The 17,024-nt window shown below is 70.9% G+C and carries 15 protein-coding genes; 13 read left to right on the top strand and 2 right to left on the bottom strand.

The genetic code is table 11. From position 1 onward, the window contains the following. Window positions 1-45: 45 nt before the first annotated feature. Both ACGFRB_RS00810 and ACGFRB_RS00815 read right to left on the bottom strand, forming a co-directional pair. The gene (locus ACGFRB_RS00810; protein ID WP_363002087.1) at window positions 46-555 is read right to left on the bottom strand and encodes a universal stress protein; all 510 of its coding nucleotides are present in this window, start codon (window positions 553-555) and stop codon (window positions 46-48) included. 4 nt (window positions 556-559) lie between these two features. Further along, window positions 560-1,819, bottom strand: a complete 1,260-nt coding sequence (locus ACGFRB_RS00815) for an SLC13 family permease (RefSeq protein WP_393237222.1) — start codon at window positions 1,817-1,819, stop codon at window positions 560-562. Between the two features lie 265 nt (window positions 1,820-2,084). Here ACGFRB_RS00815 and ACGFRB_RS00820 point away from each other — a divergent pair, with 265 nt between their 5' ends. From ACGFRB_RS00820 to ahcY, 13 genes are all read left to right on the top strand, one after another. Next, window positions 2,085-3,257, top strand: coding sequence for a trans-sulfuration enzyme family protein (locus ACGFRB_RS00820; RefSeq protein ID WP_393237225.1), 1,173 nt, complete (start codon window positions 2,085-2,087; stop codon window positions 3,255-3,257). Window positions 3,258-3,377: 120 nt separating this feature from the next. Continuing rightward, window positions 3,378-3,983 (top strand): MaoC family dehydratase, encoded by a 606-nt coding sequence (locus ACGFRB_RS00825; protein WP_393237228.1) that lies wholly within the window; start codon window positions 3,378-3,380, stop codon window positions 3,981-3,983. 190 nt (window positions 3,984-4,173) lie between these two features. Beyond that, the gene (locus ACGFRB_RS00830) at window positions 4,174-5,016 is read left to right on the top strand and encodes an SAM-dependent methyltransferase (protein WP_361235251.1); all 843 of its coding nucleotides are present in this window, start codon (window positions 4,174-4,176) and stop codon (window positions 5,014-5,016) included. After that, window positions 5,013-6,056, top strand: coding sequence for a methyltransferase domain-containing protein (locus ACGFRB_RS00835; RefSeq protein WP_393237231.1), 1,044 nt, complete (start codon window positions 5,013-5,015; stop codon window positions 6,054-6,056). Before ACGFRB_RS00830 ends, ACGFRB_RS00835 begins: the two co-directional genes overlap by 4 nt. Window positions 6,057-6,187: 131 nt before the next feature. Next, a complete protein-coding gene (locus ACGFRB_RS00840; protein WP_363002097.1) occupies window positions 6,188-7,081 on the top strand; it encodes a diiron oxygenase in 894 nt (297 codons plus the stop codon). Window positions 7,082-7,127: 46 nt separating this feature from the next. Continuing rightward, window positions 7,128-8,015, top strand: coding sequence for a hypothetical protein (locus ACGFRB_RS00845; protein WP_363002099.1), 888 nt, complete (start codon window positions 7,128-7,130; stop codon window positions 8,013-8,015). 1 nt (window position 8,016) lies between these two features. Continuing rightward, window positions 8,017-8,553 (top strand): holo-ACP synthase, encoded by a 537-nt coding sequence (acpS, locus tag ACGFRB_RS00850; RefSeq protein ID WP_393237235.1) that lies wholly within the window; start codon window positions 8,017-8,019, stop codon window positions 8,551-8,553. Window positions 8,554-8,565: 12 nt separating this feature from the next. After that, the gene (locus ACGFRB_RS00855) at window positions 8,566-8,823 is read left to right on the top strand and encodes an acyl carrier protein (RefSeq protein WP_363002103.1); all 258 of its coding nucleotides are present in this window, start codon (window positions 8,566-8,568) and stop codon (window positions 8,821-8,823) included. After that, on the top strand, window positions 8,820-10,028 hold the full coding sequence (gene metK, locus ACGFRB_RS00860; RefSeq protein WP_393237238.1) for a methionine adenosyltransferase: 1,209 nt from the start codon (window positions 8,820-8,822) through the stop codon (window positions 10,026-10,028). Before ACGFRB_RS00855 ends, metK begins: the two co-directional genes overlap by 4 nt. Before the next feature lie 16 nt (window positions 10,029-10,044). Then, window positions 10,045-11,028 carry a carbohydrate kinase family protein gene (locus ACGFRB_RS00865; protein ID WP_363002107.1) on the top strand — a complete coding sequence of 328 codons (984 nt, stop codon included), beginning with the start codon at window positions 10,045-10,047 and terminating at the stop codon, window positions 11,026-11,028. A gap of 133 nt (window positions 11,029-11,161) precedes the next feature. Next, window positions 11,162-14,656, top strand: coding sequence for a methionine synthase (gene metH / locus ACGFRB_RS00870; protein WP_393238182.1), 3,495 nt, complete (start codon window positions 11,162-11,164; stop codon window positions 14,654-14,656). Then, a complete protein-coding gene (gene metF / locus ACGFRB_RS00875) occupies window positions 14,653-15,621 on the top strand; it encodes a methylenetetrahydrofolate reductase [NAD(P)H] (RefSeq protein ID WP_393237241.1) in 969 nt (322 codons plus the stop codon). Before metH ends, metF begins: the two co-directional genes overlap by 4 nt. After that, window positions 15,614-17,023: an adenosylhomocysteinase gene (gene ahcY / locus ACGFRB_RS00880; RefSeq protein ID WP_393237244.1), complete on the top strand. Its 1,410-nt coding sequence runs from the start codon at window positions 15,614-15,616 to the stop codon at window positions 17,021-17,023. Before metF ends, ahcY begins: the two co-directional genes overlap by 8 nt. Window position 17,024: the final 1 nt, after the last annotated feature.

Raw genomic sequence — 17,024 nt, forward strand, 5'->3', positions numbered from 1 at the left:
GCGGGCATATGCCAGAACCGCCCCCGGCCCCCGCGTCCCGCAGAGCTACTGATGCGGGGGCGGCGGGGACGGCGGGGGCAACGGCGGCGGGACCGTGGCGATGCCGGGCGCGATCTCCGGCCAGACCAGCAGAACGGGGCAGGGGGCGTGGTCGACGATGAAGCGTCCGGCGGGGCCGAGGCTGTGCGGCCCGAGGTGGGTACGGTCGCCGTCGCGGGCGAGGACGAGCAGGTCGGCGCCCTCGGCCGCGGTGACCACTTCCCGTTCGACGCGACCGGTGAGCTCCCGCCGGGTGCAGGGGCGTCCCAGCCGCTCCGCGGCGTCGGAGAGCAGCCGGTCGGCGAAGGCGGCGGCCAGCTGCTCCAGCCGCGTGCCGGGATCGTGCGCGCCGTGGCCCCGGCCGAGCAGCCCGGCGAACGCGCCGTGCGCCGCGCCGGGAACGTCGGCCGGGGTGACGTGCAGCAGCGTGATGTCCGCGCCGTCGGGCGCGTGCGCGCGGACGGCGTCCACGCAGGCGGGCCAGGTGCCCTCGACGATCCAGACCAGCACGGTCACGCGGTCAGCCTCCCGGGATCGCGTTCAGCGCCACCCAGAGTGCCAGGACCGCGCCGAGCAGGCCGGCCGGCACGGCGGAGAGGCCGAGCCGGGTGAACTCCCGCAGCTCCACCTCGCTGTCGTGGGCGTGCACGATGCGCCGCCACAGCAGGGTGGCCAGCGAGCCGGCGTAGGTCAGGTTCGGGCCGATGTTCACCCCGAGCAGCACCGCCAGGACGGCGCCGGGCCCCGACGGGGCGGTCAGCGGCAGCAGCACCAGCACCGCGGGCAGGTTGTTGATCATGTTCGCGAGGACGGCGGCCAGCGCCGCGATGCCCAGCAGCGCGACCAGGCCGGTGCCCTCGGGGATCAGCCGGCCCAGAGCCGTGCCGAGGCCGTTGTCGACGACGGCGCGGACCACGATGCCGAGGGCCAGGACGAAGGCCAGGAATGGCAGCGCGCCGGCGCGGACGAGGGCCGCGGGAGTGGTACGGCGCCGGGCCAGGGCCCGTACGGCGAGCACGGCGGCGCCCGCGAACGCCGCCCAGGCGGGATCGATCCCGAACGCGGAGGCGGCCACGAAGCCGGCCAGCGTGCACGCCACCGTGACCAGCGCGAACACCGGCACCTCCGGCGGTTCGGCGTCGGCCGGGGCCGTGGCGCCGGCGTCCAGGTCGGTGGCGAAGAACCGGCGGAACACGACGTACTCGATCCCGATGGCCACCAGCCAGGGCAGCGTCATCAGGGCGGCGAACCGGGTGAAGCTCAGCCCGCTCGCCGCGAACGCCAGCAGGTTGGTCAGGTTGGAGACCGGCAGCAGCAGCGACGCCGTGTTCGACAGATGGGTGCAGGCGTAGACGTGCGGCTTCGGGCGGGCGCCGAGCCGGGCCGCGGTGGCGAACACCACCGGGGTCAGCAGCACGATGGTGGCGTCCAGACTGAGCACCGCGGTGATGGCCGAGGCGAGGACGAACACCTGCCCCAGCAGCCGGCGGGGCCGGCCCGCCGCCGTGCGGGCCATCCATGCCCCGCACGCGTGGAACAGCCCTTCGTCGTCACAGAGTTTGGCAAGGACCAGTACGGCCGCGAGGAAGCCGATCACCGGACCGAGGCGGGCGGCCTCGGCGGCCGCGTGGTCGAGGGAGATCGCCCCGGTGGCGACGACGAGACCGGCGGCGGGGACGGCGACGACCGCCTCCGGCCGGCCGAACGGGCGGATGACGGCGCAGGCCAGCACCACCACGAGAAGAACGACGGACAGGGCCTCCGCCAGCGCAGTACTCACCGGCACATCCTCCCCGAGCGGTCACTGGCGACCGCGGTGGAGTTCGAGCCGCTGCCCTCTCCGGCGCGATCCCGCCGCCCCCGCGCTCCCTGCCCCCGCGCTCCCTGCCCCCGCGTTCCCGCCGCCCGGGATTCCCCTCCCGTGCCCCCTCCCGCACGACCGGCCGTCGGGCAGGCGTCGACAGCCGGTCCTCACGGTCCCCTGTCCGCCCCTTCGCTCACCCTTTGCCCACCCTCTCGCTCACCCCTCTCGGAAGGAACCGCTCATGGACATCACCACCCGCGCCGTCCACGTCTCCCACCCGCCGCTGGACCAGGGCGGTACGCCGCTCTCCGTGCCGATCGTGCAGTCCTCGGCCTTCGCGTTCGCCTCCGCCGACGAGCTGGCCGAGGCGATGGGCGGGCCCGACGGGCAGTACGTGTACAGCCGCCGCGGCAACCCGACCGTACGGGCCCTGGAGGCCACGCTCGCCGGCCTGGAGGGCGGCGCCGGCGCTCTCGCCTTCGGCTCCGGCATGGGCGCGATCAGCGGGGTGCTGCTCGCGCGGCTGAAGCCGGGGGACCGGGTGGTGGCACAGCGGTGTCTGTACGGGGGGACGTACGCGGTCCTGTCCGACCTCGCCGCCCGCTTCGGCGTTCACGTCACCTACATCTCCGGCGACAGCGTGGCGGAGTTCGAGAACGCGGTGGACGCGGGCGGGCGGCCGGAGCTACTCGTCCTGGAGACCGTGGCCAACCCCACCGGGCAGGTCGCCGACCTCCCGGGCCTGCTGGCCGCTGCCCGCCGCCTCGGCGTCACCAGCATGGTCGACAACTCCCTTGCCTCGCCCGTGCTGTGCCGCCCGATCGAGCTGGGCGCGGACGTCGTCGTCCACTCCACCACCAAGTACCTCTCCGGGCACTCGGACGTCCTCGGCGGCGCCGCCGTCTTCGCCGACGACGCACTCCGGCGGGCGGTGTGGCCGCGCACCGTCGAACTCGGCGCGAGCGCCGACCCGTTCGCCGCCTGGCTGACGCTGCGCGGGATCCCGACGCTGCCGCTGCGGATGCGGCAGCACTGCGCGAACGCGACCGTGCTCGCCGAGCGGCTCGCGGCCCGCGACGACGTCGTGGCGGTCCACTATCCGTGGCTGGCCGGCCATCCCTCGTACGACACCGCGCGCGCGGTGCTCTCCGGGGGCGGCGGGCTGCTCTCCTTCGAGCTGGCGGGCGGCCGGGAGGCGGGCCGGGCCTTCATCGAGCGGGTCCGGGTCGCCCGGCTCGCGCTCTCGCTCGGCGGCGTGGAGTCGCTGGTGACCCATCCCGCGTCCACGTCCCACCGCGAGCTGGACGCGGACGCGCTGGTGGCGGCAGGCATCGGAGCCGGGCTGGTGCGGATGTCGGTCGGCATCGAGGACGTCGAGGACCTGTGGTCTGACATCGAACAGGCCCTGAAGTAAGGGCAGTTCGGGGAAACCCGAAGGACCTTGAGGCTTCTTTTGGGTTGACAAAATAAACGACTGATTCGTAGATTAGGTGATGCCAGGAAACGACCACTCCTAGGTCAAGGAGGGCGCGGGATGCGCTACTTCGAGGACTTCCGGCCCGGCGATGTCCACGAGCTGGGCAGCGTTACCGTCACGGCGGAGGAGGTGCTGGAGTTCGGCAGGCGCTTCGACCCGCAGCCCTTCCACACGGACCCCAAGCGTGCCGAGGACTCCCCGTTCGGGGGATTGATCGCCAGCGGATTTCACACCCAGTCGATGTTCATGCGCCGGTACGTGGACGGGCTGCTCGCCTACAGCGTGTGCATGGGCTCGCCCGGTATCGACGAGGTCCGCTATCTGCGGCCGGTCCGTCCCGGGGACGTCCTCACGGCACGCGTCGAGATCCTCGGCGCCACGCCGTCGCCGTTCAACCCCACCACCGGCACCGTCAAGCCGCGGTGCACGTTCGTGGGGGCCGACGGGGCGCCCGTGTTCAGCATGATCCTGCACAGCATCTTCCAGCGGCGCCCCGCCGGCGCCGAGGTCCGCCATCTGTCGTCGATGTCCGCGGCCGAGGATCCGGCGGGGTGCTGCGGATGCGGACCGGAGGGCGGCGAGGCCGCTCCCGCGTCCGGCAAGGCCGGGGCCGGGGCCGGGGCCGAAGCGGCCGGCGGGCGCAGCCCGGCGATGAGCGCCTAGGAGCCGTCTTCCGGATCAGTCCGGAGCACGGCACCGGAGCACGGCACCGGAGCACGGCATCCGCACAAGGCGCCCGAGCAAGGCGCCTGAACAGCACACCAGAACAAGGCATTTGAGCACGGCAATCGAGCGCGGCGACCGAGCAAGGCCGCCCGCCTCTCCCACCCACCAGCGAAAAGGGGGACCTCCTGTGGAGGCCGTATCCCGCACCGCCCAGTGGACCGCCGCAGCGCGCGCCCTGGAGACCGAGCGCGAGGACCGGCTGTTCGCCGATCCCTACGCGCGCACCGTCGCCGACCAGATCGGCTTCGAACTGCTTGAGCGCTACGCGGGCGGTGGCACCGTTCCGTTCCTCGCCATCCGCACCACCTACCTGGACCGCGCCATCGTGAAGACGGTCCAGGAGCGCGGCATCCGCCAGGTGGTCTTCCTCGCCGCGGGCATGGACACCCGGTTCTTCCGGCTGCCCTGGCCCGACGGCGTCACCGTCTACGAACTCGACCGCCCGGCCCTGCTCGACGCCAAGGCGGACATGCTGAAGGACGAGCCGCAGCCGGCCGGCCGGACCCGGATCACGGTCCCGGTCGACCTCACCCAGGACTGGACCGGCCCCCTCAAGGAGGCGGGATGGAAGAGCGACGAGCCCGTTCTGTGGGTGGTGGAGGGACTGCTGTTCTTCCTGCCCGAGCAGGCCGTGCGCACCCTGATCTCGACGCTGTCGGCACACGCGGCGCCCGGCTCCGTGCTGCTCGGCGACGTCATCTCCAAGGCCGCCTTGAGCAACCCGCTGGCCCGCTCCTTCATGAAGGCGCTGGAGGAGGACGGCAATCCGTGGCTCTTCGGCACCGAGGAGCCCGAGCAGCTGCTCGCCGACTGCGGCTGGGCCGTACGCGAGGTCAGGCAGCCGGGTGAGGACGGCGCCCACTTCGAGCGGTGGCCCTACCCGGTCCCGGACCGCTCCGTCCCCCGGCTGCCGCGGTCCTTCCTGTTCACCTGCGATGTCCCGGCATACGAGGAGGGTTCGGCGGCATGAGCGTCCAGGAGTTCCACCAGAAGGTCATCACCGACGCCGGTGCGGCCGTACGCGGTGTCACCGTCGCGCTCGGTGAGCGCCTCGGGCTCTACAAGGCCCTGGCCGAGCACGGCCCGTTGACGGCCGCCGAGTTGGCGGACCGCACCGGCACGAACGAGCGGTACATCGAGGAGTGGCTGCACGCCCAGCTGTCGGCCGGGTACGTGGAGCGGGACCCCGGCTCGCAGGCGTACACCCTGCCCGCCGAGCATGTCGCCGTCCTGGCCGACGCGAAGTCCGTGACGTTCGCCGCCGGGTTCTTCACCGCCCTCAAGGCGCTGTACGCCACCGAGGACCTGCTGGCCGAGGCGTACAAGACCGGTGACGGGGTCGGCTGGGCCGAGCACGACGCGGCCCTCGACACCGGCATGGGTTCCTTCTTCCAGCCGACGTACGAGCACAAGCTGGTCGCCGAGTGGCTGCCCTCGCTGCGCGATGTCACCACCAAGCTGACCAACGGCGGCACGGTCGCCGACGTGGGCTGCGGGGTCGGCCACACCACGCTGCTGATCGCCCGCGCCTTCCCGAACGCCACCATCCACGGCTTCGACTACTCCGAAGAGGCGATCTCGCTGGCCCGGCAGCTCGCCGAGGAGGCCGGTCTGTCCGACCGGGTCGTCTTCGAGGTGGCCTCGGCCGACGACTACCCGGGCGCCGGCTACGACCTGGTCTGCTTCTTCAACGCCCTGCACGACATGGGCGACCCGGTGGCCGCCGCCGAGCACGTCCTCAAGTCCCTTGATTCCGACGGCACCTGGATGCTCGTCGAGTCGAACGTCTCGCCCGAGGACATCGACACCCAGACCCCGGCCGCCCGGATGTTCATGGCCCTGTCGGCCGTGATGTGCCTGCCCGTCGCCGTCGCCCAGCGCGGCCCGCACGCGCTCGGCAACCACTCCGGCGAGCAGGCCTTCCGCGCCATCGCGGAGGAGGCCGGCTTCACCCGCTGGCGCCGGGCGAACGAGACCCCGGTGAACGCGGTCTACGAAGTCCGCCCCTGACCCGACCGACCCGACCCCGCGGATCCCACCCCGGGACCCCGCCGTCACCCCGGCCCCCGGCCCTCTCCGGACCCCTGGATCCTCCGGACCCGGCCCCCCGGCCAGTCCATCCCAGCACGAGGAGATGAAACATGGGCGCCACCGCAGCGCTGCCCGTCACCGACCGGTTCATGGAGGTCCTGGAGCGCCTGAGCGAGCGTTCCGTCGAGGACTACTACAACCCGTATCAGACCTTCCAGTGGCCCGACGCCCTGGACGAGAAGCAGTACTGGATGACCCCGGAGCTGCTGACCGTCTACGGCACGAAGCACTTCGAGACCCTGGACGAGGAGACGCTCCAGCGCCTGTCGCGGTGGGAGTCCGTCAACTTCTACAGCCTCAACGTGCACGGCATCCGCGAACTCCTCATCGAGGTCATCGGCCGGATCCACATGCCGGGCTTCGAGGTCCCCTCGGACTTCTTCCACCACTTCATCGGCGAAGAGAACGAACACATGTGGTTCTTCTCGGAGTTCTGCCGCCGCTACGGCAGCAAGATCTACGGCAGCGCCGGCATGCGCGCCGACGCGGTCTGGGAGCCCGAGGTCGAGAACTTCCTGGTCTTCACCCGCATCCTCTTCTTCGAGGAGCTGGTCGACCACTACAACTCCCGGATGGCCAAGGACACTTCCCTGTGCCACACCATCCGCGAGGTCAACCGGATCCACCACCAGGACGAGTCGCGCCACATCGCCTTCGGCCGTGAGCTGGTCTCGCTGCTGTTCCAGCGGATGACCGAGGCCGTGAGCGCCGAGCGGATCCGCGAGGTGGAGGCGTACGTCAAGCGCTACGTCGTCTACAGCATCAACTCGCTCTACAACCCGCACGTGTACAAGGACGCCGGCATCGCCGACCCGCTCGGACTGCGCAACGCGCTGATCGCCGACGAGGCCCGCCGGGCCCACGAGCGCAAGGCGATCCGCAAGCCGCTCTCCTTCTTCCTCAAGACCGGCATCTTCTCGGACGACACCCTTCCCGTCCTCTGAAGCCCGGTCCCGAGTGCGCGAACCCACCCCGAGAGGTGCACCGACCATGACCGTGACGACCCCCGAGAACGTCGGGGCGACCAGGGGCCTGCCCACGCTCGGCCCGGAGGGGTCCCGCCTGCTGCGGCTCCTCGACGACACCTTCGAGGGCTGGGGAGTGGCCGCGGGCGCCCGCCCGATGACCATGCCCCCGCTGCTCCCGGCCGCCGATCTGGCCCGGCTCGACTACTACGACAACTTCCCGCACCAGGCCGTCGTGGCCGCCCCGCTCGATCTGGAGCGCCGGACGACCGCGCCGTTCTCCGCCGAGTCCGGTACCTTCCCGGCCGAGGCTCTTCAGCCGGCCGAGCTCGGCCTGCCGTCGGCGTCCTGCTACGCGGTGTACCTCACCCACCAGGGCACGACGGTGGCCGACGACACGCTGGTGACGATCTGCTCGTGGTGCTTCCGCAAGGAGACGCACTACGAGGGCATGCGGCGCCAACTCGGCTTCCGTATGCGGGAGATCGTGGCCATGGGCAGCCAGGAGCACGCCGAGGCCCATCTCGCGGACTTCACCGCCCGCATCCAGGCCTACGCCACCGCGCTCGACCTTCCGCTGCGGCGGGAGGCGGCCACGGATCCCTTCTTCGACAAGGGAAGTTCGAAGGCGCTGCTCCAGCGGCTCACGCCGGTGAAGTACGAGTTCCTGTACGAGGACCTGGCCATCGCCTCCGTCAACACGCACCGGAACTTCTTCGGCGAGCGCTGCTCCATCGCGCTCGCGTCGACCGGCGGGCCGGCCTTCACCAGCTGTGTCGCCTTCGGTCTGGAGCGCTGGCTGTCGGCGCTGACCCGCCGCTACGGCAGCTGGGAGGCCGCGGCCGAAGCGGTCCTCGACGCGAACGCCCGCATGCGTGCCGACGCGAGTGACGCGGCCGGGCCGGTGATCTGACGTGCCGGCCCGTCCCGTCGCCCCGCCGGCGGGCGGCCTGGGCTGGGCGAACCTCGGCATGGACATCGTGTCCGTCACCCGCGTGCGGAGGCTTCTCACGCAGTACGGGGAGAAGTTCTTCGAGCGGATGCTCACCCCCGGCGAACTCGCCGACTGCCGCACGTCCGACGGGCTCGACCTGCTGAGCCTGTGCGGCCGGATCGCGGCCAAGGAGGCGGCGTTCAAGACGCTGCGCGTCCGCGGCCGGTTCCTGCCCTGGACCGACATCGTCGTACGGCGCTCCGACGGCGGCTGGCCGCTGGTGGAGCTGCGCGGACCGGCGGCGGAGATGGCTCAGGAGGCCGGTATCTGCGAGGTCACCGTGTCCATCAGCCACGACGTCGACTACGCGGTCGCGGTCGCCGCACCGATCATCGCGCCCACCCCTTCCCTCCCTCCCGCGGCTTCCGCGACCGCTGCGGCTCCCGCAGCTCTCGCGATTCCCGCAACTCTCGTAACTCCCACCCCTGCCACCCCTTCCGCTTCCAGCGGTAGGTAAAAGGAGAGAACCATGGCCGACGGCCTGCAGACGGTGAAGAACTGGATCCTGGAGCGTCACCCGGAGCGCGACGACGTCGCGGCCGACCTCGACCTGATCGAGAACCGTCTCATCGACTCCCTGTCCTTCGTCGAGTTCGTCTTCCTGCTGGAGCAGGAGAGCGGCACGGCGATCCAGATGGAGACCCTGGAGGTCGACTCCATCCGGACCCTCGCCGCCATCGAGCAGCACTTCTTCAGCGGCGCCACCGCCGGGGCGGTGGAGGCATGAGCCGCCGCCTGTTCACCTCGGAGTCGGTGACCGAGGGCCACCCCGACAAGATCGCCGACCGGATCAGCGACACCATCCTGGACGCGCTGCTCGCCCAGGATCCCTCCTCCCGCGTCGCCGTGGAGACCCTGATCACCACCGGTCAGGTGCACATCGCGGGCGAGGTCACCACCTCCGCGTACGCCGACATCGCGACGCTGGTGCGCGAGGCGGTCCTCGACATCGGCTACGACTCCTCCGCGAAGGGCTTCGACGGCGCCTCCTGTGGTGTGTCGGTGTCGATCGGCGCGCAGTCGCCGGACATCGCGCAGGGTGTGGACACCGCGCACGAGGTCCGGGTGGACGGCGAGGACGCCGAGCTGTCCGCGCAGGGCGCCGGCGACCAGGGCCTGATGTTCGGCTACGCCTGCGACGACACCGCCGAGCTGATGCCGCTGCCGATCGCCCTCGCGCACCGGCTGTCGCGCCGGCTGACGGAGGTCCGCAAGAACGGCACCGTCCCCTACCTGCGGCCGGACGGCAAGACGCAGGTCACCATCGAGTACGACGGCGACACCCCGGTCCGCCTGGACACGGTCGTCGTCTCCTCGCAGCACGCCTCCGACATCTCCGTCGAGGGTCTGCTGACCCCGGACGTGCGCGAGCACGTCGTGGAGCACGTCCTCAAGGAGCTGGTCGAGGAGGGCGTGACGCTGGAGTCCGACGGTTACCGGCTGCTGGTCAACCCGACCGGCCGTTTCGAGATCGGCGGGCCGATGGGCGACGCCGGCCTGACCGGCCGGAAGATCATCATCGACACCTACGGCGGCATGGCCCGGCACGGTGGCGGAGCCTTCTCCGGCAAGGACCCGTCGAAGGTCGACCGGTCGGCGGCGTACGCGATGCGCTGGGTCGCCAAGAACGTGGTGGCCGCCGGGCTCGCCAAGCGCTGCGAGGCGCAGGTCGCGTACGCGATCGGCAAGGCCGAGCCGGTGGGTCTGTTCGTGGAGACCTTCGGCACCGGTGTCCTGCCGGACGAGCGGATCCAGGAGGCCGTCTCCGCGGTGTTCGACCTGCGGCCGGCCGCGATCATCCGGGACCTGGACCTGAAGCGTCCGATCTACGCGGCCACGGCGGCGTACGGGCACTTCGGCCGGGAGCTGGCGGACTTCACCTGGGAGCGCACCGACCGGGTGGAGCAGCTCAAGCGCGCCGCGGGAATCTGAGGGGGGCCTGGAAGAGATGCGTATCGCTGTCACCGGATCCATCGCGACCGACCACCTGATGACCTTCCCCGGCCGGTTCAGCGAACAGCTGATCGCCGACCGGCTGGAGCAGGTGTCCCTGTCGTTCCTTGCCGACAACCTGGAGGTCAGGCGCGGGGGAGTGGCGGCGAACATCGCCTTCGGGCTCGGTGTGCTCGGCCTGCGTCCCATTCTCGTGGGCGCGGTCGGCGCCGACTTCGAGCCCTACCGGGTGTGGCTGAAGGACCACGGTGTGGACACCGACTCGGTGCGCGTCAGCGAGTCGCTCCACACCGCCCGGTTCGTCTGTACGACGGACGAGGCGCAGAACCAGATCGCCACGTTCTACGCCGGGGCGATGAGCGAGGCGCGGGAGATCGACCTGCGCGAGGTGCTGGCCCGGGCCGGGCGGCTTTCGCTCGTCCTGGTCTCGCCGGACGACCCCGAGGCCATGCTGCGGCACACCCGCGCCTGCCGTGAGCTGGGCATCGCTTTCGCCGCTGATCCGTCGCAGCAGCTGGCGCGGCTGGACGGCGGTCAGGTGCGGGAGCTGGTGGACGGGGCGCGGTTCCTGTTCACCAACGAGTACGAGACGGCGCTCCTGATGGAGAAGGCCGGCTGGGACGAGGCGGAGGTGCTGCGGCGCGTCGGCACCTGGGTCACCACGCACGGCGCGGACGGGGTGAGGGTCCGGGGGGAGAGCCGGACCACGCTCGCGGTGCCGGCCGTGCGGGTGGCCGAGGCGGTGGATCCGACGGGAGTCGGGGACGCCTTCCGGGCCGGGTTCCTGGCCGCGACGCTGTGGGGCGTGCCGGAGCACTGCGCGGCGCAGCTGGGCTGCGCGATCGCGGCGACGGTGCTCGACTCGGTGGGCACCCAGGAGTACCGGCTCGGGCGGGACCCGCTCCTGGAGCGGATCAGGAGCACATACGGGGTGGGCTGCACCGCCACCCTGGTCACTCATCTGAGGGGGCTGTCGTGAGGGCTGTCGTGAGGGCTGCCGTCCGGGCCGCCCAACGGGCTGTGGTGAGGGGGCTGTCATGAGCGGTCAGGAGCAGGGCGGGCATGGGCCGGGCGGTGACGGGAAGTCCGTACGCGCGCGGGGCAGACGTCCGATGCGGGACGAGATCGGTACCCGGGTCCTGGTGGCCGACGGAGCGATGGGCACCATGCTCCAGGCCGCCGACCCGACCCTCGACGACTTCATGGAACTCGAGGGCTGCAACGAGATCCTCAACCTCACCCGGCCGGACATCGTGCGCTCGGTCCACGACGCGTACTTCGCGGTGGGTGTGGACTGCGTCGAGACCAACACGTTCGGCGCCAACCTGGCCGCGCTCGCCGAATACGGCGTCGAGCACCGGGTGGGGGAGCTGAGCGAGGCCGGGGCGCGGATCGCCCGCGAGGCCGCCGACGCGTACACGGCGAAGGACGGCCGGCCGCGCTGGGTCCTCGGCTCGATGGGGCCGGGCACCAAGCTGCCGACGCTCGGGCATGTGACGTACGAGCCGCTGCGGGACGCGTACCGGAGCAACGCGGAGGGGCTGCTGACGGGCGGGGCGGACGCCCTGCTCGTGGAGACCTCGCAGGATCTGCTCCAGACGAAGGCGGCGGTCGTCGGTGCCCGCCGGGCCCTGGACTCCCTCGGCCTGGACCTGCCGCTGATCGTGCAGGTGACGGTGGAGACGACCGGCACGATGCTGCTCGGTTCCGAGATCGGCGCGGCCCTGACGGCGCTCGAACCCCTCGGCATCGACATGATCGGCCTCAACTGCGCCACCGGGCCCGCCGAGATGAGCGAGCACCTGCGCTATCTGGCGCGGCACGCGCGGGTTCCGCTGTCGGTGATGCCGAACGCGGGTCTGCCGGTGCTGACGAAGGACGGCGCCCACTATCCGCTGGCGCCCGCCCAACTGGCCGACGCGCACGAGGGGTTCGTCCGCGACTTCGGCGCCGCGCTGGTCGGCGGCTGCTGCGGTACGACTCCCGAGCACCTCGGCCGGGTCGTCGAGCGGGTCCGGGGCGCCGAGGTGCCGGACCGGACGCCGGTGGCGGAGCCGGGCGCTTCGTCGCTGTACGGCCACGTGCCGTTCCGGCAGGACACCTCGTACCTCGCGATCGGCGAGCGGACCAACGCCAACGGGTCGAAGAAGTTCCGCGAGGCCATGCTGGAAGGCCGCTGGGACGACTGTGTGGAGATGGCCCGGGACCAGATCCGCGAGGGCGCGCACATGCTCGATCTGTGCGTGGACTACGTCGGGCGGGACGGCGTCGCCGACATGGAGGAGTTGGCGGGTCGCTTCGCGACCGCCTCCACGCTTCCGATCGTGCTGGACTCCACCGAGGTTCCGGTGCTGCGGGCCGGCCTGGAGAAGCTGGGCGGCCGGGCGGTCGTCAACTCCGTCAACTACGAGGACGGGGACGGGCCGGAGTCGCGGTTCGCCCGGGTCGCGGGACTGGCGCGGGAGCACGGTGCCGCGCTGATGGCGCTGACCATCGACGAGGAGGGCCAGGCCCGCACCGTCGAGCACAAGGTCGCCATCGCCGAGCGGCTGATCGCGGATCTGACCGGCAACTGGGGGATCCGTGAGTCGGACATCCTCATCGACACCCTGACCTTCACGATCTGCACCGGGCAGGAGGAGTCGCGGAAGGACGGCATCGCCACGATCGAGGCGATCCGGGAGCTCAAGCGGCGCCACCCCGACGTCCAGACCACCCTCGGCCTGTCCAACATCTCCTTCGGGCTCAACCCGGCCGCGCGACTCGTGCTCAACTCGGTCTTCCTGGACGAGTGCGTCAAGGCGGGCCTGGACTCGGCGATCGTGCACGCGTCGAAGATCCTGCCGATCGCCCGGCTGGAGCCGGAACAGGTCGAGGTCGCGCTCGATCTGATCTACGACCGGAGGCGGCCCCAGCAGGGGGACGAGCCGGCCTACGACCCGCTCCAGCGGCTCCTCGAACTCTTCGAGGGCGCGACGACGAAGTCGCTGAAGGCCGGCAAGGCGGAAGAGTTGCTGGCGCTGCCGTTGGAAGAGCGGCTGAAGCGGCGGATCATCGACGGCGAGAAGAACGGCCTGGAGACCGATCTCGACGAGGCCCTGACCTCCCGGCCCGCGCTCGACATCGTCAACGAGACGCTGCTCGACGGCATGAAGACGGTCGGCGAACTCTTCGGATCCGGAAAGATGCAGCTGCCGTTCGTGCTCCAGTCCGCCGAGGTCATGAAGACCGCGGTGGCCTATCTGGAGCCGCACATGGAGAAGGCGGACGCGGCCGGCAAGGGGACGATCGTCCTGGCCACGGTGCGCGGTGACGTCCACGACATCGGCAAGAACCTCGTCGACATCATCCTGTCCAACAACGGCTACAACGTCGTGAACATCGGCATCAAGCAGCCGGTCTCGGCGATCCTCCAGGCGGCCGAGGAGCACCGGGCCGATGTGATCGGCATGTCCGGTCTCCTGGTGAAGTCCACCGTGATCATGAAGGAGAACCTGGAGGAGCTGAACGGCCGGGGGATGGCCGCCGACTTCCCGGTGATCCTCGGTGGTGCCGCGCTGACCAGGGCGTACGTCGAGCAGGACCTCCACGAGATCTACCAGGGCGAGGTCCGCTACGCCCGCGACGCCTTCGAGGGCCTGCGGCTGATGGACGCGCTCATGGCGGTGAAGCGGGGCGTCCCCGGAGCCGTACTCCCCGAGCTGAAGCAGCGACGGGTCCCCCGGCTCCCCGAGCGGTCCGAGACCTCGGCGACCGACCCGGTCGCGGCCCTGCTGGACGTACGGGAGCCGGAGCCGGCCGGACGCAGCGACGTGGCCACCGATCTGCCCGTACCCGAACCGCCGTTCCTCGGCACCAAGGTCGTCAAGGGCATCCCGCTGGTCGACTACGCGCCCTGGCTCGACGAGAACGCCCTGTTCAAGGGCCAGTGGGGGCTGAAGGACAAGGAGCTGATCGAGTCGGAGGGCCGGCCGAGGCTGCGCGGCTGGCTGGACCGGTTGCAGACCGACCGGCTTCTCGAAGCGGCCGTGGTCTACGGCTACTTCCCCTGTGTGTCCAAGGGCGACGTGCTGATCGTCCTGGACGAGGACGGAGGCGAGCGGACCCGCTTCTCCTTCCCCCGCCAACAGCGGGGCCGCCGCCTTTGTCTGTCCGACTTCTTCCGGCACGAGGACTCCGACGAGATCGACGTCCTGGCCATGCAGGTCGTGACGGTCGGCTCGCGGATCGGGGAGGAGACGGCGAAGCTGTTCGCCGCCGACTCCTACCGTAACTACCTCGAACTCCACGGTCTGTCCGTGCAGTTGGCCGAGGCCCTGGCCGAGTACTGGCACGCCCGGGTCCGCTCCGAGTGGGGTATCGCGGGCGCCGATCCGGCCGGCCTCGACGGGATGCTGCGCACCGAGTACCAGGGCTGCCGCTACTCGCTCGGCTACCCCGCCTGCCCGGACCTGGAGGACCGCGCGAAGATCGCCGCGCTGCTGCGGCCCGAGCGGATCGGGGTCGAGCTGTCGGAGGAGTTCCAGCTGCACCCCGAACAGTCCACGGACGCGCTCATCGTCCATCACCCGGAGGCGAGTTACTTCAACGCGGGAGGACGACGATGACCCAAGGACCTGGTCCCGGCCCCGGCTTCGGCCCCGGCTCCGGCCCTGCCCCCGGCTCAAGGTCGGGGATTCCGCTCCCCTCGGCCGAACGCCCCACCTTCTCCTTCGAGTTCTTCCCGCCGAAGACCGACAAGGGCGAGCGGGCCCTGTGGAACGCCATCCGGCGGGTGGAGGCCCTCGCGCCGGACTTCGTCTCCGTGACGTACGGCGCGGGCGGCTCCTCGCGCGACCGTACCGTCTCCATCACCGAGCGGATCGGCGCCGAGACCACCCTGCGGCCGGTCGCCCATCTGACCGCCGTCGGCCACACGGTCACCGAACTGCGGGCGATCATCGGCCGGTACGCGGATGCCGGGATCCGCGATGTGCTGATCCTGCGCGGCGATCCGCCGGGCGACCCGCGCGGCGCGTGGCACCCGCACCCGGACGGCTTCACGTACGCCTACGAACTCGTGGAACTCGTAAGGTCGTTGGGAGACTTCCGGATCGGCGTGGCGGCCTTCCCGGAACGGCATCCCCGCTCGCCCGACTGGGAGAGCGACATCCGGCACTTCGTCGCCAAGTGCCGGGCCGGGGCGGACTACGCGATCACCCAGATGTTCTTCGACCCGGAGGACTACCTCCGGCTGCGCGACCGGGTCGCCGCGGCCGGCTGCGACACCCCGATCATCCCGGAGATCATGCCGGCCACCGACGTACGGCAGATCCGGCGCTTCGCCGAACTCTCCGACGCCGCCTTCCCCGAGGACCTGGCGCATCGCCTGGAGGCGGCGAAGGACGACCCGGACACCGCGTACCGCGTCGGCGTCGACCACGCGACCCGGATGAGCCTGAGGCTCCTCGCCGAGGGCGCGCCCGGCCTGCACTACATCACCCTCAACAAGTCCACCGCGGCCCTCGAAATCCACCGCACCGTCCAAACGTCTCAAGCGTCACAAGCGTCAAGGAGCTTCGTCCATGTCTGACACGGCGTTCACCGACTACAAGGTCGCCGACATCTCCCTGGCCGCGTTCGGCCGCAAGGAGATCACGCTCGCCGAGCACGAGATGCCCGGCCTGATGTCGATCCGCCGGGAGTACGCCGAGCGTCAGCCGCTGGCGGGCGCCCGGATCACCGGCTCGCTGCACATGACCGTGCAGACCGCCGTCCTGATCGAGACGCTGGTGGCGCTCGGCGCCGAGGTCCGCTGGGTCTCCTGCAACATCTACTCGACCCAGGACCACGCCGCCGCCGCGATCGCCGCCGCCGGCATCCCGGTCTTCGCCTGGAAGGGCGAGACCCTGGAGGAGTACTGGTGGTGTACGGAGCAGGCGCTGACCTGGCCCGACGCCGACGGCCCCAACATGATCCTGGACGACGGCGGTGACGCCACCCTCCTTGTCCACAAGGGTGTGGAATACCAGAAGGCGGGCGCCGTGCCCGACCCGGCCACCGCCGACAACGACGAGTTCCGGGTCATCCTGGAGCTGCTGCGCGACACCGGCCTCGACTGGGCGAAGATCGCCGACGGCATCCGCGGCGTGACGGAGGAGACCACCACCGGTGTCCACCGTCTGTACGAGATGCACCGCGACGGGGCGCTGCTCTTCCCCGCGATCAACGTGAACGACGCCGTGACGAAGTCGAAGTTCGACAACAAGTACGGTTGCCGCCACTCCCTCATCGACGGCATCAACCGGGCGACGGACGTCCTGATCGGCGGCAAGACCGCCGTGGTCTGCGGCTACGGCGACGTCGGCAAGGGAAGCGCGGAGTCGCTGCGCGGCCAGGGCGCCCGGGTCATCGTCACCGAGATCGACCCGATCTGCGCGCTCCAGGCGGCGATGGACGGCTACCAGGTCGCGACCCTGGAGGACGTGGTCGAGACCGCGGACATCTTCATCACCACCACGGGCAACAAGGACATCATCATGGCGTCCGACATCGCCCGGATGAAGCACCAGGCGATCGTCGGCAACATCGGCCACTTCGACAACGAGATCGACATGGCGGGGCTCGCCAGGATCCCCGGGATCGTGAAGGACGAGGTCAAGCCGCAGGTCCACACCTGGACCTTCGAGGACGGCAAGGTCGTCATCGTCCTGTCCGAGGGCCGGCTCCTGAACCTCGGCAACGCCACCGGCCACCCCTCCTTCGTGATGTCGAACTCCTTCGCGGACCAGACCCTGGCCCAGATCGAACTCTTCACGAAGACGTCCGAGTACCCGGTCGGCGTCTACACGCTGCCCAAGCACCTGGACGAGAAGGTCGCCCGCCTGCACCTCGACGCCCTCGGGGTACGGCTGACGACCCTGCGCCCGGAGCAGGCCGACTACATCGGCGTTCCGGTCGAGGGCCCGTACAAGTCGGACCACTACCGCTACTGAT

This window comes from Streptomyces sp. NPDC048718 (assembly GCF_043198875.1).
Lineage (GTDB): Bacteria > Actinomycetota > Actinomycetes > Streptomycetales > Streptomycetaceae > Streptomyces.

What these genes read in the sequence shown, in the direction of transcription:
- ahcY (WP_393237244.1), top strand. Translation starts at nt 15,614, where the DNA reads ATGTCTGACACGGCGTTCACCGACTACAAGGTCGCCGACATCTCCCTG.
- metF (WP_393237241.1), top strand. Translation starts at nt 14,653, where the DNA reads ATGACCCAAGGACCTGGTCCCGGCCCCGGCTTCGGCCCCGGCTCCGGC.
- ACGFRB_RS00845 (WP_363002099.1), top strand. Translation starts at nt 7,128, where the DNA reads ATGACCGTGACGACCCCCGAGAACGTCGGGGCGACCAGGGGCCTGCCC.
- metK (WP_393237238.1), top strand. Translation starts at nt 8,820, where the DNA reads ATGAGCCGCCGCCTGTTCACCTCGGAGTCGGTGACCGAGGGCCACCCC.
- metH (WP_393238182.1), top strand. Translation starts at nt 11,162, where the DNA reads ATGCGGGACGAGATCGGTACCCGGGTCCTGGTGGCCGACGGAGCGATG.
- ACGFRB_RS00855 (WP_363002103.1), top strand. Translation starts at nt 8,566, where the DNA reads ATGGCCGACGGCCTGCAGACGGTGAAGAACTGGATCCTGGAGCGTCAC.
- ACGFRB_RS00820 (WP_393237225.1), top strand. Translation starts at nt 2,085, where the DNA reads ATGGACATCACCACCCGCGCCGTCCACGTCTCCCACCCGCCGCTGGAC.
- ACGFRB_RS00835 (WP_393237231.1), top strand. Translation starts at nt 5,013, where the DNA reads ATGAGCGTCCAGGAGTTCCACCAGAAGGTCATCACCGACGCCGGTGCG.
- ACGFRB_RS00825 (WP_393237228.1), top strand. Translation starts at nt 3,378, where the DNA reads ATGCGCTACTTCGAGGACTTCCGGCCCGGCGATGTCCACGAGCTGGGC.
- ACGFRB_RS00865 (WP_363002107.1), top strand. Translation starts at nt 10,045, where the DNA reads ATGCGTATCGCTGTCACCGGATCCATCGCGACCGACCACCTGATGACC.
- ACGFRB_RS00840 (WP_363002097.1), top strand. Translation starts at nt 6,188, where the DNA reads ATGGGCGCCACCGCAGCGCTGCCCGTCACCGACCGGTTCATGGAGGTC.